This window comes from Streptomyces sp. V4I2, assembly GCF_030817655.1.
GTDB lineage: Bacteria > Actinomycetota > Actinomycetes > Streptomycetales > Streptomycetaceae > Streptomyces > Streptomyces plumbiresistens.
Genome location: NZ_JAUSZM010000003.1, coordinates 917,278 through 943,882, shown reverse-complemented (window position 1 = coordinate 943,882; position 26,605 = coordinate 917,278). Strand labels below are relative to the sequence as shown.

Below are 26,605 nucleotides of genomic sequence, written 5' to 3'. Positions count from 1 at the left end.
CATAAGGTCAATGGCGTTGGCATAAGGTCCGGAGGGAGACGGTCGTGCCGAAACCAGTGGTCCCCGAGGAGAAGCGGCGGCGGCGCCGGCCCACCAAGAGCGGCACCGTGCTGTCCGAGCGGCTCATCGTCGAGACCGCGCTGCGCATGCTGCGCGAACACGGCAGCGCGGGCCTCACCGCCCGCCGTCTCGGCCTCGCCCTGGACGCCGACCCGTCCACGCTCTACCGGTACTTCCGCGGCATGGACGACCTGACGCTCGCCATCGGCGACGCGCTCATCGGCCAGGCGCTGAGGGGCTGGCGGCCGACGGGGGAGTGGCGGGCGGACCTGCGCGCCGTCGGACTGCGCATCCACGCCGCGTACGTCTCCCACCCTCAGGCCGCCCTGCTGACCACGAGCCGGGTCACCGGCCGCCCGAACGAACTGGCCGTCGACGAGGCCGTCCTGGGCGTCCTGCGCACCGCCGGATTCCCCTTGCCGGACACCGTGCGCATCTACCACGCCTTCATCGACCAGACCCTGGCCTTCGCCGCCCTCGACGCCGCCTCGCTCGCCCTGCCGAGCGACTCGCTCCACGCCGACGAGGACATGTGGCGCTCCACGTACGCCCGCCTGCCCCGCACCACCCACCCGCGCATCGCCGAGGCCGCCCCGCTCCTGGCCACCCGCATGGTCACCAGCGCCTATCCGACGGCGCTGGAGATGCTGCTGGACAGCGCGCAGGCTCAGCTCCAGGAGCACTAGGGCTCCCCTAGCCGCGCAGTGCCTCCGCAGCGGTCGCCGCGACCGCATCGGCCACGGCGGCCAGCGCGGGCGAGTCCAGCTTCCACTGCTGCCAGTACAGCGGTACGTCGACCGGGCGGTCCGGCGCCAGGGAGAGCAGGCGGCCCTCGCGCAGCAGCCGGTCCGCCTGCACCTCGGGCACCAGGCCCCAGCCCAGCCCGGCCGTGACGGCGTCCAGGAACCCCTCCGAGGTCGGCATCGAGTGCCGTACGGGACTCGCCCCGCCCCGGCCCCGCCGCAGCCGCCGGACGAAGGCGTCCTGGAGGTCGTCGCTCCGGTCGAAGGCCATCACGGGTGCCTGGGCGAGGGCCTCCCGCAGCGGCCCGCCGAGGTGTCTCGCGGCGAACGCCGGGCTCGCCGCCGCGAGGTACCGCATCCGCCCCAGTGCCCGCACGGAACAGCCCGCCACGGCATCCGGCGACGAGGTCACCGCGGCCATCACCAGGCCCTCCCGCAGCAGCGCCGCGGTGCGGGTCTCGTCCTCGCGGCGCAGCTCGAAGCAGAGCGGCGGCTCCTGCGGGACGCGGGTGAGCGCTCCCAGGAACCACGTGGACAGGGAGTCCGCGTTCACCGCGACCGACACCCGGGTCGGCTCGCCCTCCCCGCGCATGCCGAGCTCGGCCCGCGCGTCCCGCTCCAGCCGGGCCAGCTGCCGGGCGAAGCGCACCACGACCTCACCGGACTCCGTCGGCCGCACCGGCTTGGTGCGCACCAGCAGCACCCGCCCCGTGCGCTGCTCCAGCGCCTTCACCCGCTGGCTCACCGCCGACGGCGTCACATGCAGGGCGGCGGCCGCCGCGTCGAAGGTGCCCTCGTCGACCACCGAGAGCAGCGTCCGGACCTGGTCCAGCGGGAGTGCGGTCATCATCACGACAGCTAATGATACGTAAGAATCTTTAGCTGTACTCCCGGTCATCGCTTCCCTAGCGTCGACGTCATGACCGCCTCCCTCAGCGCCGCGGCCGCCGGCTTCGGCACCGGCCTCTCGCTCATCGTCGCCATCGGCGCCCAGAACGCCTTCGTCCTGCGTCAGGGGGTCCGCCGCCACGCGGTCCTCGCCGTCGTCGGGATCTGCGCCCTGTCCGACGCCCTGCTCATCGCCCTGGGCGTCGGCGGCGTCGGCGCCGTGGTGGTGGCCTGGCCGGGCGCGCTGACCGCGGTCGGCTGGATCGGTGGCGCCTTCCTGCTCGGCTACGGCGCCCTCGCCGCCCGCCGGGTCCTCAGGCCGGGCGGCGCCCTGCACACCGAGGGGGAGGCGGCGGGGTCGGTCCGGCGGGCGGTGCTCACCTGTCTGGCGATGACCTGGCTCAACCCGCACGTCTACCTCGACACCGTGTTCCTGCTCGGCTCCGTCGCCGCCGACCGCGGCACCCAGCGCTGGACCTTCGGGCTCGGCGCGATCCTCGCCAGCCTGTGCTGGTTCACCGCGCTCGGCTTCGGGGCCCGGCTGCTCGGCCGGTTCCTGGCCCGGCCGGCCGCCTGGCGGGTGCTGGACGGCCTGGTCGCCGCGACCATGATCACCATGGGCCTGATGCTCGTCGCCGGAGCCTGAGAGGTCCCAAACGCCTGCCGGCGGAAGCTGAGCATGCGGATCCCGAACGCCCGGCCGGTGCTGCCATAGTGATCCCTGGTCCGAAAGATGTATCGAACAACCAGGAAGCCCGTGGACACCAGCGAGAGCAGCAGCGAACCACAGACACCGGCCGCGGACGAGGGGAAGCGGACCCGGCGCGGCCGGCGCCGCTGGGCCATGGACACCCGCCCGCTGCACCGGCCGGCCTACCGCCGGCTGTGGTCCTCGACGATCGTCACCGCCGTCGGCAGCCAGCTCACCGCGGTCGCCGTGCCCAAGCAGGTGTACGACATCACCGGCTCCTCGGCCTGGGTCGGCGCCGCCAGTCTCGCGGGGCTGCTGCCCCTGATCGTGTTCGCCCTGTGGGGCGGAGCGATCGCCGACAGCATGGACCGCCGCAAGCTGCTCCTGATCACCAACAGCGGCATAGCCGTGACCTCGGTGCTGTTCTGGCTCCAGGCCGTCACCGGGCTGGAATCGGTGGTCGTCCTGATGCTCCTGCTCGCCGTGCAGCAGGCCTTCTGGGGCCTGAACGCCCCCGCCCGCAACGCCTCCATCGCCCGACTGGTCCCCGAGCAGGAACTGGCCGCCGCGAACGCCCTGGGCTCGACGGTCATGCAGACCGGCCAGGTGGTCGGCCCACTGCTCGCCGGCGTCCTCATCCCCGTCATCGGCCTGCCCGAGCTGTACCTCATCGACGCCCTCGCCCTGTGCGTCACGGTGTGGGCGGTCCACCGGCTGCCCTCGCTGCCGCCCCTCGCCGGCACCGCGCCGCGCCGCGCGGGCGTGCGGGAGATCGCGGCCGGCTTCCGCTACATCTCCCTGCACAAGGTGCTGCTGCTGTCCTTCCTCGCCGACATCATCGCGATGGTCTTCGGCATGCCCCGCGCCCTGTTCCCGCAGCTCTCCTCCCAGACATACGCCCCCTACGGCGAGGGGCTCGCCCTCGGTCTCCTCTTCGCGGCGATCCCCATCGGCGCGGTGCTCGGCGGACTGTTCTCCGGCACGTTCTCCCGGGCCCGCCGGCACGGCTGGATGGTCATCGGCGCGGTCGTCGCCTGGGGCGCCGCCATCACCGGCTTCGGCCTCAGCGACAGCCTGTGGCTCGCCGTGGTGTTCCTCGCCCTGGCCGGGGTCGCCGACATGGTCTCGATGGTCTTCCGCGGGGCGATCCTGCTGTCCGCCGCCACCGACGAGATGCGCGGCCGTATGCAGGGCGTCTTCACAGTGGTGGTCGCGGGCGGACCCCGCCTCGCCGACGTCCTGCACGGTTCGGCGGGCTCGGCCTTCGGCGCCCGTACGGCGGTGGCGGGCGGCGGGATCCTGGTGGTGGTCGTGATGCTGAGCCTGGCCCTCGCGGTGCCGGCGCTGCGTCGCTACCGGGTCTGATGTCCTAGGGCCTGTCCGGCGGACCATGCCGCAGACGCGGGGTCTGGCACGCCCATCTGCGGCGTTGTCGTCAGTTGTCGACTCCCCCATCGCGTCGACGCCCTCCTCCGCCTTGCAGCTGGACGCACCAGACCCCGCTCACCTGCGTTGATGAGGCGCCGCCGATTTCCTGCGGCCTGATCCGCCGGACAGGCCCTACAGCACGCTCCGCCGGCCCGTCGTGTACTGCTCCATGAGCTTGCCCCGGGTCGTCTCCAGCCGGTGCGCGAGGATCTCGGCGACGGACCGCACCAGGATCATGCCGAGCTGCGCGTCCTCCTCGCACAGCCCGAGTACCGCCGCCGCGTCGAACTCGTGGGCGCGCACCGGGCTGAAGGCCTCCGCGCCGAAGTCCCACCGGTACGGCGGGAACAGCCAGGACCAGCCGAGCAGGTCGCCCGCGCCGAGCCCGGCGACGGTCACCCGCCGGTGGGCGGTCACCTGCTGGGTGAGGGAGACGGCGCCGGAGCGGATGACCCAGAAGCGGTCGGCCGTGCCGCCCGCCTCGAAGATCCGGGCGTCCTCCGGGAAGGAGACCTCCCGGGCGAGCGACATCAGCCGCTGGCGCTGGGGCGACGGAAGGGCGGTGAGCAGTTTGATCGCTTTGGTCATGACGCGGGGCTCCTCGCCGGCGATGGATTCCGGTTTTTTCCCTACGCCCATTTCAGCGGCTGCCGCCGCCCCGGGCACCTCGGCGGACGGAAGAATCGATCGCGGGGCGTCCGGGAGCCATGAGCGCGAAGGGGTGCCGAGGGCAAGAAAAAGCCCTGGCTGGACGGGGGAGGCCAGCCAGGGCAGTTCAGGGGTGGCACAGGGAGGACGCTGTGGTCGACTCCGTAGCCACTATGAATGAACGGTAAACCATACGTGGGGGTAGCGCGAAACCGGATCCGGGTCACGTGACCTGTTTCACTCAATCGTTACTCAGCGACCCGCGTGGCGACTCTGATCGTCTCCAACCCGGCGTCGGTGGCATCCGGCAGGTTCATGCCCGCCTCCAGGCCGGTGAGCAGGTACCGCAGCACGGGCTCCGTCAGGCGCTCACCCGGCAGTACGGCGGGGATACCCGGCGGATACGGCGTGATCATCTCCGCCGCGATCCGCCCGGCGGCCTCCGACACCGCCACCTTCTCCGCGGGACCGAAGAAGGCGTCCCGGGGCAGGCATGCCTGGGTCATCCGGAGTTCGGACGGCAAGGGCACCTCCACCCGGGGCCCCGGGTGGAGTTCCGGCGCGGCCTCGGCCAGGTCCTTGAGCGCGGCGAGCAGTTGGCCGGCCGTCTCCCGGTCGTCGGCGTGCGTGATCTGCGCGCCGATACGACGGTGGTCCGTCAGATGCATGTCGATGCTCCGGTGCTCCCGCAGCCAGTCCGCGGCCTGGTACCCGGTGATCCCGAGCGCGTCGACGTCGATGATGCCGGGCAGCGGGTCCAGGTCGTAGGCCATCCCCGCGCCGCAGTAGTCGTCGCGGTCATTGACGTGCATCCCGTCGATCGCCTCGACGGCGGTCCGCACCTCGGCGGCGAGATCCAGTGCGGCGCCCAGCAGTTCCTCGCCGTGCAGTGCCATCTGCCGCCGCCAGCCGTCGAGCCCCGCGTACAGCAGCACCGACGGGCTGGTGGTGCCCAGCAGATCGGCGCGCATCTGCAACAGGTCGGCCGGGACCAGATCCCCCTGCAGATGGAAGACCGAACCCTGCTCCAGACCGCTGCCCATCTTGTGGATGCTGGTCACGCAGATGTCGGCGCCCGCGTCCATGGCCCAGGACGGCAGAACCGGATGGAAGGGCAGATGCGCGCCCCACGCCTCGTCCACGATCAGCGGGACCGAGCGGCGGTGACAGACCTCGGCGACCGCGCTCAGGTCCGCGCAGGCACCGTACGGCGTCGGGCTGGTGATCAGCGCGCCCTTCGCGTCCGGATGCGCCTCGAAGGCCTGCTCGAAGTCCGCGGTGGACGGCGGATGCGCCAGATGACGCTCGGCGTCCCACCGGGGTTCGATCCAGACCGGCTCGATGCCGGAGAGGATCAGCCCCGACACCACGGACTTGTGGGCGTCCCGCCCGATCAGCAGCTTCTCGTGCGGGCCCGCGACAGCCAGCATCGCCGCCTTGACGGACAGCGAACTCCCGCACGTGGTGAAGAAGGTGTGGTCGGCATGGACGGCGTCGGCCATCAACTCCTGGGCCCGCTCCAGCACCCGGCCCCGGGTGAGCCGGTCGTCCAGCCCGCCCGACGCCAGTACGTCACCGAGGAACACCGCGTCACCGAGTACCTCCCGCACCGCGGGATCGGCGCCCCGGGCCTGCTTGTGACCCGGCGGCGCGAACGACATCCGGCCCTGGCGGTGATAGTCGGCCAGGGCTTCCAGAACCGGTGCGCGGGTGTGATCGGCAGCCATGGACGACGGGTTCCCGGACCGGGCGCCCGCCAATCCGCCGACTGTGCCCGTCACTCCTGCGCGCTGTGCCTGCCCGGCGTCAGGATCTCGTCCAGCACCGTGACCACGGCCTCGAACGCCAGCGTTCGTACGCCCGCGTCACGAGCCCCGTCCGGGTCCGCCCGGCGAAGGTCGTCGCTGCGGGTACGCCAGGTCCGTTCCTCCTCGGCCGCACAGGCCCGGGCGCGTTGGATACGTCGCAGCAGTTCGTCTGAGTCCACCACATCGGTCATGGCATCCGCGTACCCGCTTCAGGCGCAGGGATGGCACGGGTTCCCGCCCGGCACGAGAGGTTTGGCACGCCGGGGAAGGGTCAGCCGAAGAGGAGAGACCTGCGGAAGCTCACGCAGCGTGACACAGGAGCCGCTCGCAGCCGGGGCAGTCCGGCCGTCTGTCCGCGGGGGCCTGTGAGGTGTCCGCGCCCGGCCGCGATCGCCGCGGCCGGCACCGGGCGCGGTTCTCTTCTTCAGCGATTCAGGGAGCACAGGGATGTGCGAGGAGCACAGGACCGAATACGTCCTCCAGTCGTCGTTCGCCGCGGACCGGCGCGGGCAGCCAAGGCTGTGCAAACCGGCCGACGCCCGCCGGGCGGTCGAACGGGCCGTGACCGAACGCTGCCGTGCCGACCACACCCCGTGCGACGCGAACGCCCTCTCTGACGCCCTGCTCGTCGCCTCGGAACTCACCACCAACGCGATCCTGCACGGCGGCGGCATCACCGACTTCCACGTGGACATCGTGGGGCCCGGCGTCCGCGTGTCGGTGAGTGACCGCAGCGACGAACTGCCGGTGGTCGACCCGCCGGTGGACCGGTACGGCCGACGGCGCGTCGGCGGCCACGGCTGGCCGATCGTCTGCCGGCTGTCCCGCGACGTCCGGGTCACCGACCTGCCCGCGGGCGGGAAGTGCATCACCGCCGTGGTGCCCCTGTCCTGAAGACTTTTCGGAACCGGAGTTTGCACCCAGGGGGGCAGGGCAGACGCAGAATCGTGCTTCGGACCGGAGGCGCGCCAGCGGGAGCGGTATGGCTGCCCCGGGGCCCTTCCCGGTCATCCGGGCAGCGCCTTCACCTCCCGCGGTAACCACCTGAAACGACGTTCAGGAGCGATTCCGCATGCTCATCGATATGTCGACAAGCCGTCCCGGCACGCCCGCTCGGCAGACCACTACCACCCGGCGTAGGCACGACGACGCCCCCGACACGACCGCCCTGTTCACCCGACTGGCCGCCCTGGACGACGGCCCCGAGCGGGACGCCCTCCGCGACGAACTCGTCACCGCCTGGCTGCCCATGGCCCACCGGATCGCCGGCCGGTTCCGCGACCGAGGGGAGTCCGTCGAGGACCTCCGGCAGGTGGCGGCGCTCGGCCTGGTGAAGGCGATCGACCGGTTCGAGCCGGAGCGGGGCGCCTTCGAGAGCTATGCCGTGCCGACCATCACCGGCGAGGTCAAGCGTCACTTCCGGGACCGGATGTGGGCGCTGCGGGTGCCCCGCAGGGTGCAGGAACTGCGCAACAAGGTGCGGGTGGCCCGGCGCGAGCTGACCCAGAACCCGGGTTCCCCCGAGCCGTCGGCCGCCGACATCGCCGCCCACACCGGTCTGACCGAGGAGGAGGTCGCCGCGGGCATGGAGGCGCTCGAAAGCTTCAGCACCCTGTCGCTGGACGCCGAGCTCTCCGCCGGTGACGACGGCTACAGCCTCGCCGACACACTCGGCTCGTCCGACGCGTCCTACGACGTCGTCGTCGACCGCGAGTCGGCCAAGGAGGGGCTGCGCCGACTGCCCGAGCGTGAGCGGGCCATCCTCTACATGCGCTTCTTCGAGGACATGACCCAAAGCCGTATCGCCGACCGGCTCGGCATCTCCCAGATGCACGTCTCCCGGCTGATCAGCCGCAGCTGTGCGCGGGTGCGCGACGAGGTGCTGGGCCAGCGGGCGAACCGGGGCGGCCCCGGCGGCCGGGCACGGTGAGCGTGAAGGGAGCGAGACGGATGCTGAGGCCCCATCCGGAGTTCCTGCGCCGACTCGTCGAGCAGTACGAGTCGCTCCGGGCCGAGGAGACCGCGCGCGGCCCGGACGCACCGAGCCCGCGCTCCCTCGACCTCGCCTACACGCTCTGTGTGTCGACCGGCACGCGTGACGTGCGACTGGCACTGGACACGGCACACCGCCTGCTGAGGGCGGTGCCGGAGTCCGGGTCCGCGCCGCTGGCCGAGTGACGGGGCCCGCATGGCGATCTCCTGACGCGTCTGCGCCGCCGTACCGGGCGTCGCCACGGCGCGACGCCGAGCCGCCCGCGCCGTGGCACAGCCCGCCCCGCTCGCCGGGGTGTGCTCGTCCGGGACCAGGGCATTCGGATTCCAGGAGGTCGACATGAACACGAGTGCCACGGCGCGAACCCCCCGGATGGAAGCCCGCCGGGTAGCGAACGGGTCGGCACGTGAAGGGGCCGCGCGGGCCGGACTGACAGCGCGGGGAGTGATCTACCTGCTGGTCGGAGTCCTGGCCCTGCAGATCGCCTTCGGCGACGGCCGGCGTCAGGCCGACCGCGGCGGCGCCCTCGCCGAACTCGCCGACCAGCCGTTCGGCGCGGCACTGCTGTGGGCGCTCGGCATCGGCCTCGTCGGTATGGCCCTGTGGCGGCTGTCCGAGGTCCTTTTCGGCTCGGTCGGGCCGGACGGCCGTAAGGCGAGGAAACGACTGCTGTCGGCCGTGCGGTGCGCCTTCTACACCTTCGTCGCCTACTCCGTGCTGTCCTTCGCCGCGGGCTCGGGCGGCAGCGGCTCCAGCGACGAGCAGTCCAAGGACGTCACCGCGCGGCTGCTTGAGGTCCCCGCCGGGCAGTGGCTGGTCGGCGGGGCGGGCGCCGCGATCACCGTCGCCGGCGTGTGGATCGCCGCGCGGGCGGCGCTGCGCAAGTACCACGACAAGCTCAGGCTCGGCCAGATGTCGCTGCGCACCCGGCGACTGGTCGACGTCACGGGCGTGGCCGGCGGCGTGGCGCGCGGAGCGGTGTTCGCCGTGGCGGGTGCCTTCGCCGTGCGCGCGGCCGTCGACTACGAACCCGACAAAGCCAAGGGCCTCGACGACACCCTCCGCTCGTTCGCCGACACTCCGCTCGGGCCGTGGCTGCTGGTCTGCGTCGCGGCCGGCCTCGTGCTCTTCGGGCTGTTCTCCCTCGCGATGGCCCGCTGGCGCCGGGTCTGAGAGGCGGCGCAGGGTTCCGGGAGCCGGGATCGCGTCTGAGATCCGTCACACGGGGAAGACGGACCAGATGAACGAACCCGAGCTCCCGCCCGACGGCCGGCCCGTGGACGTCTACCTCGACCTGCTGCGCGTTCGCATGGAGACGGAGGACTACCGTCTCCTGCTCAGCGTGGTCGAACCGGTTCTGCGGGCGATCGAGGAAGAACGCCTGCCGGCACTCGACTTCGCCCTCGACGAGACGCATGCCGAGGGGCTGCCCCAGGAGGTCCGCGACGAGGCGGCGCTGGTCATCGCCACCGCCGTCACGGGCCGACTGGACAACGAGGTGGTCGAACTGCACGTTGAGGACACCGGCCCGGTCCGGGTCGTCACCGACGCGGCCACCGCCTCCGACCCCGTGCGCCTCGGCGAGATCGCCGACTACATCCGCGAACGACAGCGGATGAACGACGAACTGCGCGGCATCGCCGAAGTGAGCGACCTGCCGACGGACATCTGAGGCGAGCGCCCCGCTGTCACCGCCGGGGTGCCGGCACCGGCATGCCCAGCGGCCGGGCCAGCCCGGCCACCGACTCGTCCAGGCGTTGCAGATGCCGAAGCACGCGGTCGGTGACCCGGCCGTACCGGGGTGTGCCCGGGACGTCCGGCTCCAGGAGCGAGGCGATGCTCGGGCCGGTCTCGATCTCGACGGCGGCCCGCTCATCGGCGACGTGCGCGGCGACCGCCCCGATGTTGTGCTGGATCCGCCGCCCGGCCCGGCGCAGCCTCGGGTCCGCCGCGATCGAGGGGTGGGTGGGCAGCAGTTCGGCCGTCGCCGCCAGCGAACGCGCGTGGTACGCGCAGGTCTCGAGCAGCGCGACGACATAGCGGGCGGTGTCCCGGCGGGCCCGCAGCGGCGTGACCGGGTGGGTGAGCGGCTGGGTCGCGGCGCGCAGGTCGGCCAGGGCCTGGTCCAGGTCGCGCGCCTTGTCCAGCAGTTCGACCGGCGGACCGCCGCTGAGCTGGTCCACCGCCCCTTCGGTGACGTCCGCGAGCCGGTCCAGGACGGTGACCAGCAGTTCGTTCGTACGGCGGTCCGTGTGCACCGGCAGCACGAACGCCGCCGCGACGATCCCGCAGGCCGCGCCGAGCGCCGTCTCCGCCACGCGCAGCAACAGCACCGAGGCGCTGTAGGTGTGCAGGAGGGTGTAGAGCACGCCCAGCGCCGCGGTGACGAAGAAGGACATCAGGGTGTACGACAAGGGTGCCGTGTAGAACATCGCGAACACGCACAGCAGCACCAGCGCGAACGCGGTCCAGGTGTGCTGCCCGACCAGCGCGGCCAGCACGATCCCGGCCACCACCCCGAACACCGTGCCCAGCAGCCGCCGGTAGCCCTTGACCAGGATCTCGCCCGTGGACGCGGTGTTGAGGAACACGATCCAGCAGGTCAGCACCGCCCAGTACCAGCGGTGGCTGGAGAGGAACTCCCCGCCGACGATCGCGAGCGACGAGCCCACGGCGACCTGCACGGCGGCCCGTGTGGTCGGCCGCCGCAGCCCGGTCTGCTCCTCGTCGCCGGTGTCGTCCTCGCCGGCGTCGATGGCGGCGTCCTCGGCGTCGAGCTCCTCGCGCGAACGGGCCGTCGCCGGGGTGTCGTCCGAGTCGTCCTGAGGCCCGTCCAGGGCGATCCGCAGGCCCAGGACCGCCCGGGAGGCCTCGCCGATGCCTCGGAAGACGTCCTGGACGGCGGGTGAGGCGGGCGGCAGGTTCTCCTCGTCGCGGTACCCGAGCAGCCGGTTGCGGACATGGGACACGGCCGTGCCGGACTCCCCGGTGACGGGCCGCAGCACGAGCATGCGCAGCGCGTCCAGATCGCGGCGCAAGGTGGCACTCGCCTCGTCCCGCACGGGCAGATGACCTCCCGCCGGGACGGGGGCGCCGGGCAGATGCAGGGTCAGGGTGGTCGCCCGCTCGGCGCTGCGCGCGGTCAGCAGCAACAGGCCCAGCCGCTCGGCGGCGATCTCGGCGTCCGCGATACGGCGCTGCACGAGGCGGGCCGCGGCCTCGTCGGACGTGCCGTCCTCCAGCCGCCCCTGGATCATCATCGCCGTCTCGTTCAGGCGGGCGGTGCCGCTGCGCACGTCCTCCAGCGCCTTCTCCACCTCGTCCGGCCCGGCGTCGAGCAGGTCGAGCTGCGCCGACACCAGCTGGGCCAGCCTCGCGCGGAAGGCCTCGCGCAGCCGCTGAAGAATGTGCGCGGGCGTCTCGGGCACGAGCACGAACCGCACCAGCGCGCTGCTGAGGAAGGCGACGACGATGGCGCCGTACAACTCGGGCAGTCCCGAGACGGTGGCGCCGACGAACAGGGACAGGAAGTAGACCTGGAACCCGATCAGGCCGAGCGCGGTGCCGCGGTCGCCGAACCGGCGCCCGTAGACGGCGAAGAAGATGAGCGCGACGAAGAAGAGGTCGCCGGCCACCACACGGGAGCTGAGGAGCGCGCCCAGCGTCACCGACGTCAGCGCCACCGGCAGCCCCAGCGCGAGCGTGACGGCCTGCTGCCCGCGCTGCTTCTCGCGGATCGCGAAGGTGGCGACCATCGCCGCCATGGCCCCAGCGACCAGATGCGTGACGTCGACGTCGAGAAAACTGAGGACGGCCAGCGTCAGCGCGATCGCGCCCACGGTCCGCAGACCGGCGGTCAGTCTCAGCAGACCGGGATCGGACGCGGCGATGCCGTCCCGCAGTCGTGCCCGCACCGATCGTCCCGCTGCCCTCACGCCGCCGTACTCACTCCCGTGTCCCGTCATGATCTCCGGCATCAGCATGCCACGGCGGGGCGGGCCTCACCGGTCCCGGGTCTCGGCCAGGGTGTACGCCACGAGGGCGTTGGCATGGCCGTGGCCGAGGCCGTGCTCCGTCTTCAGCCAGGTGACCAGCTCCATGTGCCGGGTCAGCGGCGAGGAACGGATGAGTTCCTGCCACTCGGCGATCGGCCGGCCGTATTTCTTCTCGATCGAGGGGAAGTAGCTCGCGGGGCCCTTCACATTCTCGGCCATGGCGGTTGCCCTTTCGCTGTGACGCTGTCCTGTCCCTCCTTGGACCGCCGACCGGCCGGCAACTGATCGGCGGTCCAAAGTGACTCACGTCACGTTCGGGGAAGGGTCACTGCTCGATCCGCTCGGAGCCCTCGACATGGGCCCGCACCTTTTCCGGCGTCAGATAGGCGTCGACGGCCGCCAGGTCCTTCAGCTTGAGGGACCTGCCGTGCTGGAAACCGGTGCGGACGAAATCGTCGCCGGCGACCGCGTTGAGCACCCAGTTCGTCATGACCCGGGTCTTGGCGACGTTGGTGCGCAGCGCCGACCAGTGGTAGCCGCGGGCCACCGCCTGGGCGGGCAGGCCGCGCAGTTCGATGCCGAGCGGCTTGGAGACGGCGTCCGTGCCGCCGAGGTCGACGACCAGGCCGAGGTCCTTGTGGACGTACGGCTTCGTCGGCTGACCGCGCAGCGTCGCGATGACGTTGTCGGCGACGTGCTTGCCCTGCCGCAGCGCGTGCTGCGCGGTCGGCGGGCACACCGCGCCCTCCACTCCCTTGGCCTCGTCGGGCACCGCGGCGGCGTCGCCGAGCGCGAACACCCCGTCCTGGCCCGGCAGGTTCATGTCGGCCGTGACCGCGAGCCGCCCCCGCACGGTCTCCGCTCCGAGCGTGGCGATGAGCGGGCTCGCGACCACACCCGCGGTCCAGATCAGGGTGCGGGTGGGGATCACCCGGCCGTCGGTGAAGGTGACCTCTTCCGGGCCCGCCTTGTCGATCGAGACCCCCAGCGAGATCTCGATGCCGCGCCGGCGCAGGATCTGAGTGGCGCTGCGGCCGAGCTTGTCGCCCAGCTCCGGCATCAGCTTCGGGGCGATGTCGATCAGATGCCACTTGATCAGGCCCGGATCCAGGCGGGGGTAGCGCTTGACGGCGGCGTGCGTGAGGCGCTGCAGGCAGGCCGCGGTCTCGGTGCCGGCGTAGCCGCCGCCGACCACCACGAACTGCAGCCGCGCGGCGCGCTCGGCCGGGTCCTCGCTCGCGTCGGCGAGGTCCAGCTGGGAGATGACGTGGTCGCGGACGTACGCGGCCTCGGCGAGCGTCTTCATGCCGAAGGCGTTGTCGGTGAGGCCGGGGATGTCGAAGGTGCGGGTGACGCTGCCGGGGGCCAGCACGATGTAGTCGTACGGCTCGTCGACGATCTGGTCGGTGATGGTGCGGATGACGCAGACCTTGGCCTTGAGGTCCACGCCGATCGCACCGCCCGGAATGATCCGGGTGCGGTACTTCTTGCTGCGGCGCAGCGAGACGGCGATCGACTGGGGCGTCAGCACGCCGGAGGCGACCTGGGGCAGCAGGGGGAGGTAGAGCTGGTAGGCGCGCGGTGTCACCAGGGTGACGTCGGCCTCGTCGGGGGAGAGTTTGCGTTCCAGACGGCGAACGCACTCCACGCCGGCGAAGCCTGCGCCAACCACCAGGATCCTGGGTCGTGTCACGGTGTTCATCCCTTTCTGCGGCTCCAGGCGGTATGCCTCGGACGCCTTTCGCCTGCCCGTGGATCGCTGCTTGGCACCTCATCGATCCCGGGCGGACGAACGCGTCGAGCACCACCATGCCCGCCCGGCAGCCGTTGCGCACCGGGGCGCTCGTGAAGATCGTGGGACAGAAGCCGTGGACGGCGCCTCAGGCGGCCAGATGACACAGCAGCAGGCATACGTCGTCGTCCCGTTCGGAGTCGCTGAGCAGGGGGTCGAGGATCCGGTCGGCCGAACCCTCCAGGTCCGCGTCCAGCTCCGCGGAGTCGAACGAACCGAGCGCCCGGGCCAGGCGTTCGATGCCCGGGTCTATGCCCTGGGCGCGCCGCTCCACCAGGCCGTCCGTGTACAGCGCCAGCGTGGAGCCGGGCGTGAGCGGCGCGGTGTGGTCGTGGATCTCCTGCCGCAGCGGGATGCCGAGCATGGCGCCCGGTTTGGCGTCCAGCGTGTGCACCTGCCCGTCGGGGGTACGCAGCACCGGCGGCGGATGGCCCGCGGCCGCCCAGGTCAGCGTCGGGTCGCCGGGGCGGAAGCGGGCGATGACCGCGGTGGCGTACAGATCCGGCTGGAGATGGTGCAGGAACGTGTGCAGCTGCGTCAGCAGCCGTCCGGGGCTGCCGCCGTCGACGGCGTAGGCCCGCAGCGCGGTGCGCAGCTGGCTCATCATCACGGCCGCGTGCAGACCGTGTCCGGTGACGTCGCCGATGACGGTGATCAGGCTGCCGTCGGGCTGCCGGAACGCGTCGTACCAGTCGCCGCCGATGTTCAGCCCGCGCGTGGCCGGCAGATAGCGGGCGGCCAGACTCAGGCCCCGCGTGCTGGGCAGGTCGGTGAGCAGGGCACGCTGGAGCGTCTCGGCGATGTCCCGGTTGTGCTCGAAGCGCCGGGCGTTGTCGATGGCGATGCTGGCCCGTCTGGTGAGCTCGATCAGCATCACGGCGTCGTCCGGGTCCCAGCGGTCGCCGGGCGGCGACAGGGTCAGCACGCCCAGCGGGGTGCGCCGCGTCGGCAGCGGGATGCACAGCAGGGGCCGGGCCGGATCCAGCGCGGAGGGCGGCCGGTCCACGACGCCGGGCAGGCCGCCCGGATGGTCGGCCGCGTACTGCGGGCGGCCGGTGCGGGCGGCGAGTACGGCGGCGGCCGGGTGCGGGGCGGGCGGATGCCGGTCGTCGTCGCCGTCGAACAGCCAGACGTCGACGGTGCCGGCGTACTCGGGCACCAGCAGATCCGGCAGCCGGCGCACGATCTCGTCGTGGTTCAGCGACGCCGTCAGGACCGCGCTGGCATCCGCCAGGAACGTCAGCCTGCGGCGGGCGCTCTCCGCCTCGGTGCGGGCCTTGCGCTCGGCGGCGAACGCGTCGCGCTGGGCCCGCCCGGCGGCGTCCAGCTCGGCGTGCAGCGCCAGCACGCCCTGGTTGGTCTGGTGCAGCTCCTCCCGGTGGAAGGCGACCAGCTCCTCCTGTTCGCTGAGCCGCTCCAGCACCAGCGCGGTGTCCTCGTCGGCGCCCAGCAGGGCCTCCGCCAGGACCGCCGGGTCGTTCGCCACCGCCGTGCCGTCGGGTGCGTCCGCCGCCCGGTCGCAGCGGACCGTCGTACGCCACGGCGGCTGCGCGGCGGCGGCACCCGTGCCGTGCCACGGGGTCACCACCACCTGCAGCAGCCCCTCCTCGGCGGGCGCGGCCGTCGTTTCCAGGGTGAGCCGCCAGGTGCCGCCCTTGGTGAGGCACTGCCGCAGCTGGGAGCTGAGCGCCGTGGTCAGACGGGTGCGGTCGAGGGCCGACACGCCGTACGCGGCGGCGAGGCGGGCGGTGGCGATCCGGGCCCGGGCCGCGTCGACGACGGTGGTGATCTGCAGACTGCGGGTCATGGAGCCTCCGCCGGAGTCGGGGCGAGTACCGCCACGGCCGTGTCGTCCCGCACCGGCCACGCGGAACTGCTCGCGTCGCGCACCGTCACGGCGGCCACGACGGCCGGGTCGGCGGCCGGCAGGTCCGCGTCGGACGGCGGTGTCCAGCGGCTGGGCAGGCCGTCACTGTGCAGGATCAGCAGCCGGTCGGCCGCCCAGGTCAAACGGTCCTCCCGCAGCGTCGCGTGCCGGTGGACGCCCACGATGCCGGGCCGGGACAGCAGGGAACGCCACCTCTCGCCCTCACGCAACCGGGCCCCTATGTTGCCGACGCCCGCGAACCGCAACAGCCCGGCACCGGTGTCCACCTGGGCGACGGCGACGGCCGCGCCCCGCGTGCCGCGCAACGCCGTGTCGAGGTGCACCAGGGCCTCGGCGGGCGGGAGGTGGGCGGCGCGGTGCAGGGCCTGAACGGCCGCCGTCGACGCGCGGGCCGCCTGCGGACCGTGGCCCAGCCCGTCGGCCAGCATCAGGGTCAGCCGGTCGCCCGAGCGGGCCCACGCCCAGGCGTCGCCCGAGTACTCCGCCCCGGCGAACGGCACGTTCACCCCGCCGGCCCGCACCACGGCGACCGGCGCCGGGTCCTTCGGGCGGGCACCGACCCGGGCCAGCGCCACCGTGCCCCGGCCCGGCGCACTGTGCAGCCCGAAGCCGTCGGCGATACGGCGGCACGTGCCGAGCCCGGCCCCGAGGGAACGGGTGGTCGAGAAACCGTCGCGCAGGGCGGCGGCGACATCGGCCATGCCGGGACCGTGGTCGATCGCGGCGATCTGCACCAGACAGGCGCCGTCCGAGGGCATGGGCGGGGCCACGAGGTCGACGAGCATCCGGCCGCCCCCGGCGTGCTTGAGCAGGTTGGTGGCCAGCTCGGTCGCCACCAGCGCGGCGGCCGCCGTACGCGCCTCGTCGAGCCCGGCCAGGGCCGCCGCGCGCTCCGCGGCCACCCTCGCGTCCCGCACCCGGGTCGAGTCGTGGACCGGGACCTCCCACACGCGCGGCATCAGAACTCCCCGCGCGGGCGCGGCGACCGGTCCGCCCAGGAGACCACCGTGACCTTGGTGCCGACCCCCGGAGTGCTGTCGACGGCGAACTCGTGCACCAGGCGGCGCGCACCGCCCAGGCCCATCCCCAGCCCGTCGCCGGAGGTGTAGCCGTCGCCCAGCGCCCGCTCCAGGTCCGGGATGCCCGGCCCCTCGTCGGAGAACGTCAGCCGCAGCCCGCGCGTGTGCCCGTTGGTCAGGCCCGCCGTCTCCATCCGGCCGCCCCCGCCGTGCACCAGGGTGTTGCGGGCCAGTTCGCTGGCCGCGGTGACCAGCTTGGTCTGCTCCACCAGGCCGAAACCGAGCAGGCCAGCGGCCTGTCGCACATGCTGGCGCACCCACACCAGATCCATGTCCGAACGGATCGGCAGGCAGGCGTCGACGCCCGCGGCTGTCTCCATCACCGGCTCTCCTGGCGCGGGCCACCGGAGCGGGAGGCCGGATCGGACCCCGCGAGGAGGTCCATGGCCACCTCCGTGGACAGCGCGGTGCGCAGCCCCGGAAGCGTCAGCCCCAGCTCCACCAGCGTGATCGCGACCGCCGGACGCATGCCGGCCACCACGGTCCGCGCGGCCAGCAGCGAGGCCCGTGCCGCGATCTCGGCCAGCACCCGCCCGAGGAACGAGTCGACCATCTCGACACCGGAGATGTCGATGACCAGCCCGCTCACCCCGGTGCCCGCGACGGTCTCGCCGATGTCCTGCTGGAGCTGCTGCGCCGTGCTGTCGTGCAGGTCCCCCTGAAGGGTGACCAGGAGGACGTCGCCGAGCCTGAGGACCGGCACGTGCCCCGTGACGGGGCCGGAGAGGTCGTGGTTCACCGGTGCCCCGCACCACCGGGCGTCGCGTTGATGATGTCCGCCCCCAACTCGTGCAGCGCGTAGGCCAGGGCGTCGGCCAGGCTCGCCCGGGTGATCACCGTGCCCAGGTCCAGGCCCAGCTGGACGATGGTCTGCGCGATCGCCGGACGGATGCCGGAGACGACGCACTCCGCGCCCATCAGCCGGGCGGCCGCGACCGTCTTCATCAGGTGCTGGGCGACCAGGGAGTCCACGGTCGGCACACCGGTGATGTCCAGGATCGCGAACCTGGCGTGCTGGTCGACGACCGCCTCCAGCAGCGTCTCCATCACGACCTGGCTGCGGGCGCTGTCGAGCGTCCCGATCAGAGGGACGGCCACGATGCCGTCCCAGAGCTTGATGACCGGCGTGGCCACTTCCATCAGCTGCAGCCGCTGCCGCTCGATGAGGGCCTGTCCCTCGCTCAGCGCCGTCTCCAGCACGACCAGCCGCATCGTCCCCATGAGCACGGTCAGGGCCGTCGTGCAGTCCCGGACCAGCTCGGTCGGTTCGTCGGGGAGGTCGGCGACCAGGAGGTTCTCGACGGGCGGGCGCAGCGCGTCCACGTCGTTCGAGACCTGCGCGGTGGTGAAGCCGGCCCGGGAGCGGGCCGCGCCCATCCGCGACAACTGCTCGCGCACCACGGTGAATCCGGCGGCGTCGGGATCGTGCACCTGATCCGTGTCGGCGACCTGGGCCAGCGCGTCGACGACGATCCTGCCCGCTTCCACCGCCTCGTCCCGCGAGACGGTGAACACCGTACGGAACAGCGGCTCGTCGGCCCACCGCTGGGAGATCTGCTCGGCGCGGCGGCGCAGGAAGGCCCCGACCTCCCGTGCCGGCGACCCGTGCTGCCCTGTCGATGCGTGCTCCGGCACCTGTTGTCTGCTCCTAGCCCTGCTCGTCGGTGTCTTGTCGTACCCAACCGCTGTGGGAATCAGGCCCGTTGCCCGTCCGAACCGGCCTGGCTCTCGTCCCGGTCCTCGTCCGGGTCCTCGTCGTGGGCGTCGACGCGGGCGAGCGCCTCCTCCAGCCCCTCCGAGACCGGGACCGTGATGCTGACGCCGGTGAGGTCCAGGATCCGGCGCACGGCCGGTGTGGGGGAGATGATGTGCACGCTCCCCGGAAGGGTGCGGGCCTCCTGGTACACCCTCAGGATGATGTTCATGCCGGAGGAGTCCATGAACGGCACGGCCGACAGGTCGAGCAGGAAGTGCCGTCGGCCGTGGTGGAGTTGGTTCGCCAGATGGTGCTGGAACTCGGTCGCGGTGTCGACGTCCAAGTAGCCTTCGACCGTTATCAGGGCCACGTCCTCGCGGGGCAGGGTGACCTCGATGGACAGCGGGTTCTGGGCAAGGGGCACGGGTACCTCCAACAGGTGCTGACAGCCAGGGCCGGTTACCCCTGGCGGCGACTTCGATGCACACCGGTTCGGTTCCTGGGTGGTGATCAACCTCTCATCCGGGCTCAGTCGTTCACGCGGTCGCCTGGCAGTCGCCCGGTCTTCCACCGCGCCCCCGCGCATACCCCTGAATCACCCCCCCATTCACGGGCAACTGTGCCGAACGGCGCCGAATGCACGTGCGGGAGGCGGGTAACTGCTGCTGTGGAGGCCGGAGGAGGGAGCAGCGTGGCTGTTGACAGGATCTGGTCGTACGGGCCGGACAGCGGGTACGTCGAGGGGCAGGACCTGACGGGGTTCACCGTCGCCGCCGGCGACGGCGCCCTCGGCCGGGTGGACCGGCAGGCCGACCCCCGGGGCATGCGGCACCTGGTGGTCGACACCGGCGTCTGGCTGTTCGGCGGGAGCGTCCTCGTACCCGTCGGCGTCGTCACCGGGATCGACGCCGGGGCCCGCAGGGTCACGCTGGCCTGCACGGTGGGAGAAGTGAAGGCAGCACCCCGCTTCAAGACGGACAGCGAGACGAGGGATCCCGCGTATCTGACCGCCGTCGGCGACTACTACCACCGGCTGCCGCCGCGAGAGACGACCACGGTCTGACGGCCGGGGTGCGGGACGCACCGGCCGGGCGGATCTCAGGGACACGACACGCATGGAACACATCGACGCGGCCGCGACCGCGCTCTTCGACCACCACCCCTCCGGCGACCTGCCACGGGCTACGGTGACGAGTCCGGCGACGGCCCGCGCCTACGCGCGGTCGGTGGTGCGCGAGCGCTGGGAATCCCCCTCCCGCGGGGCGCGGGACGAGGACATCGTGGACCTGCTGCTGGTCGTCTCCGAACTGGTCACCAACGCCGTCCGGCACGGTGACGGGGTGGCCGGCTTCCACGTGACACCCACCGAGGAAGGCCTGCGGGTGGCCGTCCGCGACCACAGCGACCTCGTCCCCGACGTCTCGCAGGGCGCCGGCGCCTTCCCGGTCGGACACCACGGCAACGGGTACGGCTGGCCCCTGATCATCCGGCTGGCCCGCGAGATCACCGTCGACCGGCATCCCGGCGGCGGCAAGACCATCGGCGTGCTGGTGCCGCTGCGACCGGCACCGTGACCGGGCGGCGTCGGCTCACCAGGGCAGGAAGACGTGGATGTCCTTGCCGCCGTCGTCCGTGACCACGCTCACCTGGTCGCACAGCGCGTGCACCAGATGCCAGCCGATGCCGCCACCGCCGTGCCGCGGATCGAAGGGGCGCGGCGCGGGCGGAGTGCTGCTGGTGTCGTGGACGGTCACATGGACGCCGTCGAAGGTCCGGCGCATGCGCAGGGCGAACGGGCCGGGAGCGTACTGGACCGCGTTGGCGGCCAGCTCCGTGACGACCAGCAGGATGTCGTCCCAGTACTCGGGTGCGGCGGGACGCGCGGTGCGTGCGAGGTCACGGAGGAATTGCTCCGCGGCGAGTCGCGCACCCGTCACGTTCTGCGGCTCGCCCGCGAAACTGGTGCTGCGGCTCGGGATCGCCTCGGAAGCCAGTGTCTTGTCCCAACGCGGCTCGCTTGCCATGTCGCCTTTCCGGCCCCGGATCAGCAGGGCTGTCGTCCTTTCTCATGTGTCGCAGGGTTCGTGTTCCCGAGGGCGCGGAGCCTACGCGTTCTCGGGACGTCGGGTCGGCGGCAGGTCCCTCACCGGAACACGTTGTCCGCGTCGTCCCAGCTCGCCGAGTCGTCCGGCACGACCTGCCGCCCGCCGCGCGAGCGCGCCTGGTACATCGCGTCGATCTCGAACGCGTACGCCCGCACGATCAGGTCCCGGCGCAGCTTCATCGACGGCGTCATCAGCCCGTTGGCCAGGTCGAACGGTTCCGGAAGCACCCGGAACACCCGGATGGACTCCGAGCGCGACACGGCACTGTTGGCCGCCGCCACGGCCCGGGTGATCTCCTCCCGCAGCGCGTTCTCCTCCCGCGCCTCCCGGTTCGGCGCGTCGCTCTGCCACGCGAGGCCGGCCCGCCAGTGCGCGAGGAACTCCGGGTCCAGCGTGATCAGCGCCCCGACGCAGGGCCGGTTGTCGCCGACGATCACCGCCTGGTGGATGAGCGGGTGCATCCGCAGGCGGTGTTCCAGGGCGGCCGGGGCGACGCTCTTGCCGCTGTTGGTGATGATGACGTCCTTCTTGCGCCCGGTGATCGTCAGATATCCCTCGGGGTCCAGCTGCCCGATGTCCCCCGTGGCCAGCCAGCCGCCGTGCAGCGCGGCCCGGGTAGCCGCGTCGTCGCTCACGTAGCCCTGGAACACCGACGGCCCGCGCACCAGGATCTCGCCGTCGTCGGCCACCCGGATGTCCGTGCCCGGCAGGGCCTGTCCGACGGTGCCGGACTTCTCCCGCCCGAGCGGCTGCATCGTGATCCCGCCGCTGGTCTCGGTGAGCCCGTACCCGTCGTGGACGTAGATGCCGATGCCCTCGTAGAACAGGCACAGGTCACGGTTGAGGGGGGAGCCTCCCGACGTGGCGCGGCGCGCCCGGCCGCCGAGGGCGCCCCGCAGCTTGCGGTACACCGTGCGTTCGTACAGGGCGTGTTGCAGCCGGAGATCGAAGCCCGGTCCGGGCCCTGCGCCCAGCCGATGCCGCTCGCACGCCGCGGCGTAGTCCCGTGCCGTCTCGGCCGCCCGCTCGAACAGGGCGCCGCGGCCCATCTGCTGGGCGGTGCGCAGGAAGGTCTTGTAGATCTTCTCGAAGAGCGACGGCACGCCGTAGAAGTAGGTGGGCCGGAAGGAGCGCAGCGCCGACGTCAGCGCCTCGGCGCTCAGGTCGGGTTCATGGGCCATGAGCAGACCGCCGCGCACGCACATGCCCTGGATCATGAGGCCGTACACATGGGACAACGGCAGGAACGCCAGGACGGACCCCTGCTCCCCGGGCGGCGCGGCCGTGTGTCCCCAGCCCTCCAGAAGGGTGTCGCAGGGGTTCGCGAGGCCGCGGTGGCTCAGCGCGCAGCCGAGCGGGTGCCCGCTCGTGCCGGAGGTGTAGGCGACGACGGCGGTGGAGTCCGGCAGGACGATGCGGCGCAGCGAGTCGACGGTGGCGATCGGGATGAACTCGCCCCGCTGCACCAGGTCCCCGAGAGCCCCCGCGTCGAGCTGCCAGACGTGGCGCAGCCGGGGCAGTCCCGCACACACGGAACCGACCGTCATCACGCTCTGCTCGTCCTCGACGGCCACGGCCACACAGCCGGCGTCACGCAGGATCCATTCGACCTGGTCGCGCGAGGAGGTCGGATGGATGGGCACGACCTCGGCACCTATGGTCCACAGCGCGTACCCCAGGATCGTCCACTCGTACCGCGTGCGCGCCATGATCGCTACGCGGTGCCCCGGCGAGATCCCGGAGGCGACCAGCCCCTTGGCCACGTCCACCACCTCGTCCCGCACCTCCACGGCGGTCACCTCCTCCCACTCGGAGGCGGCGTCCGGGCGCCGGGCCAGCATCGGCAGGGTGGGGCTGTGCGCCGCCCTGTCGAAGACACTGTCGGCGAGACCGCCGGTCAGGTGCGAGACGGCCGGGGGAGCGAGGGCGAAGTCGCGCATGCACTGCTCCTGATGTGTACGGGGTGTGACGTCGCGGACGAGCACGGTTATCCGCGGTGCTCGAATCTAGCCCAGGTGTGGGGCGCCCGGTGCCCGGGAACGGAGAACTGGCCGACCGTCGATGATCTCGGCATATTCGGGGGACTCGGACGGCATGAGTTACACGAACCCCGACCCCGATCCCGAACGCACCCCCGGCCTGGAACCCGGCGGCGGCGTGCCCCCGGGCGAGACCCCGCCGGCCGAGAGCAGCCTGCCCGAGGCGGGCCCGCGGGAGACACACAATCCGCCCAAGGGCTGGGCCAAGGCACCGCTGACGCTGATCCTCGGTCTCGCCGTACTGATCGCCGCGTTCTTCCTGGTGTACGCCATCGTCCTCATCCTGTGACAGCAGTACGACAGCAGCACGAGACGTCCGGCCTCTCAACGTCCGGCCCTCTCACGCCTGCGTGATGCGCACGCACTCGGTGACCACGTCCCGCAGGCTGCCGGTCTCCTTCATCAGTGCCCGCTGCACTCCGGCGCCGCTGCCGATGCGCAGCAGCTCGGCGCAGGTGGCGCGGGCACGGTCGAGGTCGCCGGTCTCGGCGAGGGCCTCCCCGACGTGGTCCAGCAGGGCTCGCACCACCGTCTCCGCCGGCATGCGCCGCATGGTCGCCGGGTGCAGCAGTTCCTCGGTGAGCCCGGAGCGGGCGGCACGCCAGGCGGCCAGCCGGAGCAGGCTCACGCTGTGTCCCAGCGGCTCCCGGCCCGCCCGCCAGTCACGCGCTGCGGTCTCGACGAGGCCGCGGGCGAGGGTGGCGACGAGGACGGCGGTGCCGGAGTGCAGGCAGACGTCCGAGACCCGGATCTCCACGGTCGGGTAGCGCCGGGACAGCCGGGCGTCGAAGTAGATCATCCCCTCGTCGAGGATCACCCCGGTGGCCACCATGTCCGCGACCCGGCGGTGATAGCGCTCGGCCGAGCGGAACGGCTCGGTCGGACCGGCCGACGGCCACCGCTGCCACACCCGACTGCGGTAGCTGCTGTAGAAGGTGTCCTTGCCCTGCCAGAACGGGGAGTTGGCGCTCAGCGCGGACAGCACCGTCAGCCAGGGCTGGATCCGGTCGATGACGGCGACGCCCTCCTCGTCGGACTCCACGGACACGTGCACATGACAGCCCAGGACGAGCTGCTCCTGGGTGGCGATCCCGTACTGCTCCGCCATCCACTGGTAGCGGCGGCCCACCCCCACCGAGGGGCTGACGGGCAGCGGCGAGGTGGCGAGCGCGGCGACGGTGCAGCCGATCTCCCCGGCATGCCGGGCGGCCTCTTTACGGCAGCGGACGATCTCCGCCCGCAGTGCCTCCATGCCCGACTGCGGATGCGTCGCGAACTCGAGCATCTGGTTGTGCAGTTCCTTCTCGAAGACGTCCTGTTCGGCGTCGTCCTGCGCGGCACGGGCGAGCACCGCGGCGGACAGCGCCTGCGGTTCGCCGGTCTCCGGGTCGACCAGGAGGAGTTCCTCCTCCACTCCGACGGTGCGCACCTGATCAAGCCTTTCTGTGGCCCCTTGGCGGCGACGAGGATTGCTCGCTCGTGTACGACCCCGACTGCCCCTCCGGGGCCGTTCGAACACCTGCCGCCGCCGCGGAGCCTCAGCCGGGCTGCGGTACCAGCCACACCGTCGCGAGCGGCGGCAGTGTCAGCCGCAGGGCCCCGTCCTCCGGCTTGACGGGGTCGGGGAGGGTGAGGTCGCTGCCGCCGTACTTCGCCGCGTCGGTGTTGAGGGCTTCCTGCCAGACGGGGACGTCGTCGGGGACGCCGAGGCGGTAGTCGTGGCGGACGACGGGGGAGAAGTTGGAGACCGCGAGCAGCGGGTTGCCCTCGGCGTCGTACCGCAGGAAGGCGAAGACGTTGTCCTCGGCGGCGTCCCCGATCACCCACCGGAACCCGCCGGGATCGGTGTCGCGCTGCCAGAGGGCGGGGCTCTGGCGGTAGACGGTGTTGAGATCGCGGACCAGGTCCCGCACCCCACGGTGGTCCGGCTCCGCACTGTAGGCGGGGTCGAGGAGCCACCAGTCCGGGCCGTGCGCCTCGGACCACTCGGCGCCCTGCGCGAACTCCTGGCCCATGAAGAGGAGTTGTTTGCCGGGGTGGGCCCACATGAAGCCCAGATACGCGCGGTGGTTGGCGCGCTGCTGCCACCAGTCGCCGGGCATCTTCGACACCAGGGCCTGCTTGCCGTGGACGACCTCGTCGTGCGAGATCGGGAGGACGTAGTTCTCGCTGTACGCGTACATCATCGAGAAGGTCATCTCGTTGTGGTGGTACTTGCGGTGGACCGGCTCGTGGCTGATGTAGCCGAGCGAGTCGTGCATCCAGCCCATGTTCCACTTCAGCCCGAAGCCCAGGCCGCCGCTGTCGGTGGGCCGGGTCACCCCGCCCCAGGCCGTGGACTCCTCGGCGATCGTCACCACTCCGGGCGTCCGCCGGTACACGGTCGCGTTCATCTCCTGAAGGAACGCCATCGCGGCCAGGTCCTCGCGGCCCCCGAACGCGTTGGGTGCCCACTGGCCGGAGTCGCGGGAGTAGTCGAGGTAGAGCATCGAGGCGACGGCGTCCACCCGCAGGCCGTCGATGTGGAACTCCTCGCACCAGTACACGGCGTTGGCGACCAGGAAGTTGCGCACCTCGGTGCGCCCGTAGTCGAACTCGTACGTCCCCCAGTCCGGGTGCTCCGCCCGCCGGTCGTCTCCCGGCTCGTAGAGCGGGTCCCCGTCGAAGCGGGCCAGCGCCCAGTCGTCCTTCGGGAAGTGTGCCGGCACCCAGTCCATGATCACGCCGATGCCGGCCCGGTGCAGGGCGTCGATCAGGTACCGGAAGTCGTCCGGCGTGCCGAGCCGTGGCATCGGCGCGTAGAAACCGGTGACCTGGTAGCCCCAGGAACCGCTGAAGGGGTGCTGCGCGACCGGCATCAGCTCGACATGCGTGAAGCCCAGTTCCTTCACGTACGGCGGCAGCACGTCGGCGAGTTGTCGGTACGTCAGTCCCGGTCGCCACGACGGGAGATGGACCTCGTACACCGAGAACGGCGCCTCGTGCACGGGTACGTCCCCGCGCCCGGCCATCCACTCCCGGTCGCCCCACTCGTACTGCGAGGAGGTCACGATGGACGCCGTGTCGGGCGGCACCTCGGTGCGGCGGGCCATCGGGTCGGCCTTGAGGAACCGGCCGCCGTACCGGGAGGTGATCTCGAACTTGTACCGGGTGCCCTCTCCGATGCCCGGCAGGAACAGCTCCCACACGCCGGACGAACCCAGCGACCGCATCGGGAAGGCCTTGCCGTCCCAGAAGGTGAACTCCCCGGCCACCCGCACCCCTTGGGCGTTCGGCGCCCACACCGTGAAGCGGGTGCCGGTCACGCCCTGGTGGGTCATCGGCTCGGCCCCGAGCGCCTTCCACAACTGCTCGTGCCGGCCCTCGCGGATGAGGTGCAGATCGGTCTCGCCGAGAGCGGGCAGGAAGCGGTACGGGTCGTGCACCTCCTGCTCCTCGTCCGCGTACGCCACCAGCAGCGTGTACGCGGGGATCGCGTCGAGCGGCAGGACGCCGGAGAACAGCCCGTCGCCCTCGGAGGCCAGCTCTCTGCGCTCGCCGTCGACCACGACGCTCACCGAACGGGCGAACGGGCGCAGCGCCCGGAACACGATCCCGTCCGGCACCGGGTGGGCGCCCAGCAGCGCGTGCGGGTCGTGGTGGGCGCCCGACAGCAGACGTCCACGGTCGGCGGGGTCGAGCGGAGGGGCCGTACCGCACCGGCCAGGTCCGGACGGCTCGGGCAGCGAAGGATCGTCGCGCAGGGCCACGGG

At 72.1% G+C, this 26,605-nt stretch carries 28 protein-coding genes; 11 read left to right on the top strand and 17 right to left on the bottom strand.

Annotation, left to right across the window (positions count from 1 at the left end):
• Positions 1–44 precede the first annotated feature (44 nt).
• A complete protein-coding gene (locus tag QFZ76_RS05280) occupies positions 45–746 on the top strand; it encodes a TetR/AcrR family transcriptional regulator (RefSeq protein WP_307672589.1) in 702 nt (233 codons plus the stop codon).
• Positions 747–753: 7 nt separating this feature from the next.
• Here QFZ76_RS05280 and QFZ76_RS05275 read toward each other — a convergent pair whose 3' ends face one another.
• A complete protein-coding gene (locus QFZ76_RS05275; protein WP_307679933.1) occupies positions 754–1,653 on the bottom strand; it encodes a LysR family transcriptional regulator ArgP in 900 nt (299 codons plus the stop codon).
• Between the two features lie 69 nt (positions 1,654–1,722).
• Here QFZ76_RS05275 and QFZ76_RS05270 point away from each other — a divergent pair, with 69 nt between their 5' ends.
• Both QFZ76_RS05270 and QFZ76_RS05265 read left to right on the top strand, forming a co-directional pair.
• On the top strand, positions 1,723–2,337 hold the full coding sequence (locus QFZ76_RS05270) for a LysE/ArgO family amino acid transporter (protein ID WP_307672588.1): 615 nt from the start codon (positions 1,723–1,725) through the stop codon (positions 2,335–2,337).
• A gap of 87 nt (positions 2,338–2,424) precedes the next feature.
• Positions 2,425–3,747: an MFS transporter gene (locus QFZ76_RS05265; protein ID WP_307672587.1), complete on the top strand. Its 1,323-nt coding sequence runs from the start codon at positions 2,425–2,427 to the stop codon at positions 3,745–3,747.
• A gap of 195 nt (positions 3,748–3,942) precedes the next feature.
• On the opposite strand, the gene QFZ76_RS05260 is transcribed toward QFZ76_RS05265, so the two are convergent.
• The 3 genes from QFZ76_RS05260 to QFZ76_RS05250 form a co-directional block, all read right to left on the bottom strand.
• A complete protein-coding gene (locus tag QFZ76_RS05260) occupies positions 3,943–4,398 on the bottom strand; it encodes a cyclic nucleotide-binding domain-containing protein (protein ID WP_307672586.1) in 456 nt (151 codons plus the stop codon).
• Positions 4,399–4,706: 308 nt separating this feature from the next.
• Positions 4,707–6,185 (bottom strand): aminotransferase class I/II-fold pyridoxal phosphate-dependent enzyme, encoded by a 1,479-nt coding sequence (locus QFZ76_RS05255; protein ID WP_307672585.1) that lies wholly within the window; start codon positions 6,183–6,185, stop codon positions 4,707–4,709.
• Positions 6,186–6,235: 50 nt separating this feature from the next.
• Complete coding sequence (locus QFZ76_RS05250; RefSeq protein WP_307672584.1) at positions 6,236–6,457, bottom strand: hypothetical protein; 222 nt, start codon at positions 6,455–6,457, stop codon at positions 6,236–6,238.
• 256 nt (positions 6,458–6,713) lie between these two features.
• Here QFZ76_RS05250 and QFZ76_RS05245 point away from each other — a divergent pair, with 256 nt between their 5' ends.
• From QFZ76_RS05245 to QFZ76_RS05225, 5 genes are all read left to right on the top strand, one after another.
• Positions 6,714–7,160 carry an ATP-binding protein gene (locus QFZ76_RS05245; protein ID WP_307672583.1) on the top strand — a complete coding sequence of 149 codons (447 nt, stop codon included), beginning with the start codon at positions 6,714–6,716 and terminating at the stop codon, positions 7,158–7,160.
• A 178-nt stretch (positions 7,161–7,338) separates the two neighbouring features.
• A complete protein-coding gene (locus QFZ76_RS05240) occupies positions 7,339–8,196 on the top strand; it encodes a SigB/SigF/SigG family RNA polymerase sigma factor (protein ID WP_307672582.1) in 858 nt (285 codons plus the stop codon).
• A gap of 20 nt (positions 8,197–8,216) precedes the next feature.
• Complete coding sequence (locus QFZ76_RS05235) at positions 8,217–8,444, top strand: DUF5133 domain-containing protein (protein ID WP_307672581.1); 228 nt, start codon at positions 8,217–8,219, stop codon at positions 8,442–8,444.
• Between the two features lie 154 nt (positions 8,445–8,598).
• On the top strand, positions 8,599–9,432 hold the full coding sequence (locus QFZ76_RS05230) for a DUF1206 domain-containing protein (protein WP_307672580.1): 834 nt from the start codon (positions 8,599–8,601) through the stop codon (positions 9,430–9,432).
• Between the two features lie 67 nt (positions 9,433–9,499).
• On the top strand, positions 9,500–9,931 hold the full coding sequence (locus QFZ76_RS05225) for a hypothetical protein (protein WP_307672579.1): 432 nt from the start codon (positions 9,500–9,502) through the stop codon (positions 9,929–9,931).
• Positions 9,932–9,947: 16 nt separating this feature from the next.
• On the opposite strand, the gene QFZ76_RS05220 is transcribed toward QFZ76_RS05225, so the two are convergent.
• From QFZ76_RS05220 to QFZ76_RS05180, 9 genes are all read right to left on the bottom strand, one after another.
• Entirely contained in the window at positions 9,948–12,224 is a 2,277-nt protein-coding gene (locus tag QFZ76_RS05220) for an FUSC family protein (RefSeq protein ID WP_307672578.1), read from the bottom strand.
• A gap of 36 nt (positions 12,225–12,260) precedes the next feature.
• Positions 12,261–12,473 carry a DUF4287 domain-containing protein gene (locus tag QFZ76_RS05215; RefSeq protein WP_307672577.1) on the bottom strand — a complete coding sequence of 71 codons (213 nt, stop codon included), beginning with the start codon at positions 12,471–12,473 and terminating at the stop codon, positions 12,261–12,263.
• A gap of 106 nt (positions 12,474–12,579) precedes the next feature.
• Complete coding sequence (locus QFZ76_RS05210; protein WP_307672576.1) at positions 12,580–13,956, bottom strand: NAD(P)/FAD-dependent oxidoreductase; 1,377 nt, start codon at positions 13,954–13,956, stop codon at positions 12,580–12,582.
• Between the two features lie 178 nt (positions 13,957–14,134).
• Complete coding sequence (locus QFZ76_RS05205; protein WP_307672575.1) at positions 14,135–15,853, bottom strand: PP2C family protein-serine/threonine phosphatase; 1,719 nt, start codon at positions 15,851–15,853, stop codon at positions 14,135–14,137.
• Complete coding sequence (locus QFZ76_RS05200) at positions 15,850–16,893, bottom strand: SpoIIE family protein phosphatase (protein WP_307672574.1); 1,044 nt, start codon at positions 16,891–16,893, stop codon at positions 15,850–15,852. Before QFZ76_RS05200 ends, QFZ76_RS05205 begins: the two co-directional genes overlap by 4 nt.
• A complete protein-coding gene (locus QFZ76_RS05195; RefSeq protein WP_307672573.1) occupies positions 16,893–17,333 on the bottom strand; it encodes an anti-sigma regulatory factor in 441 nt (146 codons plus the stop codon). Before QFZ76_RS05195 ends, QFZ76_RS05200 begins: the two co-directional genes overlap by 1 nt.
• Positions 17,333–17,752: an STAS domain-containing protein gene (locus QFZ76_RS05190; RefSeq protein WP_307672572.1), complete on the bottom strand. Its 420-nt coding sequence runs from the start codon at positions 17,750–17,752 to the stop codon at positions 17,333–17,335. Before QFZ76_RS05190 ends, QFZ76_RS05195 begins: the two co-directional genes overlap by 1 nt.
• Entirely contained in the window at positions 17,749–18,648 is a 900-nt protein-coding gene (locus QFZ76_RS05185) for an STAS domain-containing protein (protein ID WP_307672570.1), read from the bottom strand. The genes QFZ76_RS05190 and QFZ76_RS05185 overlap by 4 nt, the downstream gene beginning before the upstream one ends.
• Positions 18,649–18,707: 59 nt before the next feature.
• Positions 18,708–19,133, bottom strand: a complete 426-nt coding sequence (locus QFZ76_RS05180; RefSeq protein WP_307672569.1) for an STAS domain-containing protein — start codon at positions 19,131–19,133, stop codon at positions 18,708–18,710.
• Between the two features lie 267 nt (positions 19,134–19,400).
• Between QFZ76_RS05180 and QFZ76_RS05175 the strand changes: the two genes are divergently transcribed.
• Positions 19,401–19,772: a PRC-barrel domain containing protein gene (locus tag QFZ76_RS05175; RefSeq protein WP_307672568.1), complete on the top strand. Its 372-nt coding sequence runs from the start codon at positions 19,401–19,403 to the stop codon at positions 19,770–19,772.
• Positions 19,773–19,824: 52 nt separating this feature from the next.
• Positions 19,825–20,283, top strand: coding sequence for an ATP-binding protein (locus tag QFZ76_RS05170; protein ID WP_307672567.1), 459 nt, complete (start codon positions 19,825–19,827; stop codon positions 20,281–20,283).
• 15 nt (positions 20,284–20,298) lie between these two features.
• Here QFZ76_RS05170 and QFZ76_RS05165 read toward each other — a convergent pair whose 3' ends face one another.
• The gene (locus QFZ76_RS05165) at positions 20,299–20,733 is read right to left on the bottom strand and encodes an ATP-binding protein (protein WP_307672566.1); all 435 of its coding nucleotides are present in this window, start codon (positions 20,731–20,733) and stop codon (positions 20,299–20,301) included.
• A gap of 119 nt (positions 20,734–20,852) precedes the next feature.
• Positions 20,853–22,754 carry a long-chain fatty acid--CoA ligase gene (locus tag QFZ76_RS05160; RefSeq protein WP_307672565.1) on the bottom strand — a complete coding sequence of 634 codons (1,902 nt, stop codon included), beginning with the start codon at positions 22,752–22,754 and terminating at the stop codon, positions 20,853–20,855.
• Between the two features lie 154 nt (positions 22,755–22,908).
• Between QFZ76_RS05160 and QFZ76_RS05155 the strand changes: the two genes are divergently transcribed.
• Positions 22,909–23,142, top strand: coding sequence for a DUF6480 family protein (locus tag QFZ76_RS05155; protein WP_307672564.1), 234 nt, complete (start codon positions 22,909–22,911; stop codon positions 23,140–23,142).
• A gap of 51 nt (positions 23,143–23,193) precedes the next feature.
• On the opposite strand, the gene QFZ76_RS05150 is transcribed toward QFZ76_RS05155, so the two are convergent.
• Together QFZ76_RS05150 and glgB are read right to left on the bottom strand one after the other, a co-directional pair.
• Positions 23,194–24,282: a glutamate--cysteine ligase gene (locus tag QFZ76_RS05150; RefSeq protein WP_307672563.1), complete on the bottom strand. Its 1,089-nt coding sequence runs from the start codon at positions 24,280–24,282 to the stop codon at positions 23,194–23,196.
• 109 nt (positions 24,283–24,391) lie between these two features.
• Complete coding sequence (glgB, locus tag QFZ76_RS05145) at positions 24,392–26,602, bottom strand: 1,4-alpha-glucan branching enzyme (RefSeq protein ID WP_307672562.1); 2,211 nt, start codon at positions 26,600–26,602, stop codon at positions 24,392–24,394.
• Between the last annotated feature and the right edge of the window lie 3 nt (positions 26,603–26,605).

Bases quoted from the DNA above. Each gene is read 5' to 3' on its own strand.
- QFZ76_RS05215 (WP_307672577.1), bottom strand. From the start codon at position 12,473: ATGGCCGAGAATGTGAAGGGCCCCGCGAGCTACTTCCCCTCGATCGAG.
- QFZ76_RS05255 (WP_307672585.1), bottom strand. From the start codon at position 6,185: ATGGCTGCCGATCACACCCGCGCACCGGTTCTGGAAGCCCTGGCCGAC.
- QFZ76_RS05200 (WP_307672574.1), bottom strand. From the start codon at position 16,893: ATGCCGCGCGTGTGGGAGGTCCCGGTCCACGACTCGACCCGGGTGCGG.
- QFZ76_RS05195 (WP_307672573.1), bottom strand. From the start codon at position 17,333: ATGGAGACAGCCGCGGGCGTCGACGCCTGCCTGCCGATCCGTTCGGAC.
- QFZ76_RS05235 (WP_307672581.1), top strand. From the start codon at position 8,217: ATGCTGAGGCCCCATCCGGAGTTCCTGCGCCGACTCGTCGAGCAGTAC.
- QFZ76_RS05165 (WP_307672566.1), bottom strand. From the start codon at position 20,733: ATGGCAAGCGAGCCGCGTTGGGACAAGACACTGGCTTCCGAGGCGATC.
- QFZ76_RS05220 (WP_307672578.1), bottom strand. From the start codon at position 12,224: ATGACGGGACACGGGAGTGAGTACGGCGGCGTGAGGGCAGCGGGACGA.
- QFZ76_RS05260 (WP_307672586.1), bottom strand. From the start codon at position 4,398: ATGACCAAAGCGATCAAACTGCTCACCGCCCTTCCGTCGCCCCAGCGC.
- QFZ76_RS05270 (WP_307672588.1), top strand. From the start codon at position 1,723: ATGACCGCCTCCCTCAGCGCCGCGGCCGCCGGCTTCGGCACCGGCCTC.
- QFZ76_RS05230 (WP_307672580.1), top strand. From the start codon at position 8,599: ATGAACACGAGTGCCACGGCGCGAACCCCCCGGATGGAAGCCCGCCGG.
- QFZ76_RS05265 (WP_307672587.1), top strand. From the start codon at position 2,425: ATGTATCGAACAACCAGGAAGCCCGTGGACACCAGCGAGAGCAGCAGC.
- QFZ76_RS05155 (WP_307672564.1), top strand. From the start codon at position 22,909: ATGAGTTACACGAACCCCGACCCCGATCCCGAACGCACCCCCGGCCTG.
- QFZ76_RS05205 (WP_307672575.1), bottom strand. From the start codon at position 15,853: ATGACCCGCAGTCTGCAGATCACCACCGTCGTCGACGCGGCCCGGGCC.
- QFZ76_RS05275 (WP_307679933.1), bottom strand. From the start codon at position 1,653: ATGATGACCGCACTCCCGCTGGACCAGGTCCGGACGCTGCTCTCGGTG.
- QFZ76_RS05225 (WP_307672579.1), top strand. From the start codon at position 9,500: ATGAACGAACCCGAGCTCCCGCCCGACGGCCGGCCCGTGGACGTCTAC.
- QFZ76_RS05160 (WP_307672565.1), bottom strand. From the start codon at position 22,754: ATGCGCGACTTCGCCCTCGCTCCCCCGGCCGTCTCGCACCTGACCGGC.
- QFZ76_RS05240 (WP_307672582.1), top strand. From the start codon at position 7,339: ATGCTCATCGATATGTCGACAAGCCGTCCCGGCACGCCCGCTCGGCAG.
- QFZ76_RS05210 (WP_307672576.1), bottom strand. From the start codon at position 13,956: ATGAACACCGTGACACGACCCAGGATCCTGGTGGTTGGCGCAGGCTTC.
- QFZ76_RS05250 (WP_307672584.1), bottom strand. From the start codon at position 6,457: ATGACCGATGTGGTGGACTCAGACGAACTGCTGCGACGTATCCAACGC.
- QFZ76_RS05170 (WP_307672567.1), top strand. From the start codon at position 19,825: ATGGAACACATCGACGCGGCCGCGACCGCGCTCTTCGACCACCACCCC.
- QFZ76_RS05245 (WP_307672583.1), top strand. From the start codon at position 6,714: ATGTGCGAGGAGCACAGGACCGAATACGTCCTCCAGTCGTCGTTCGCC.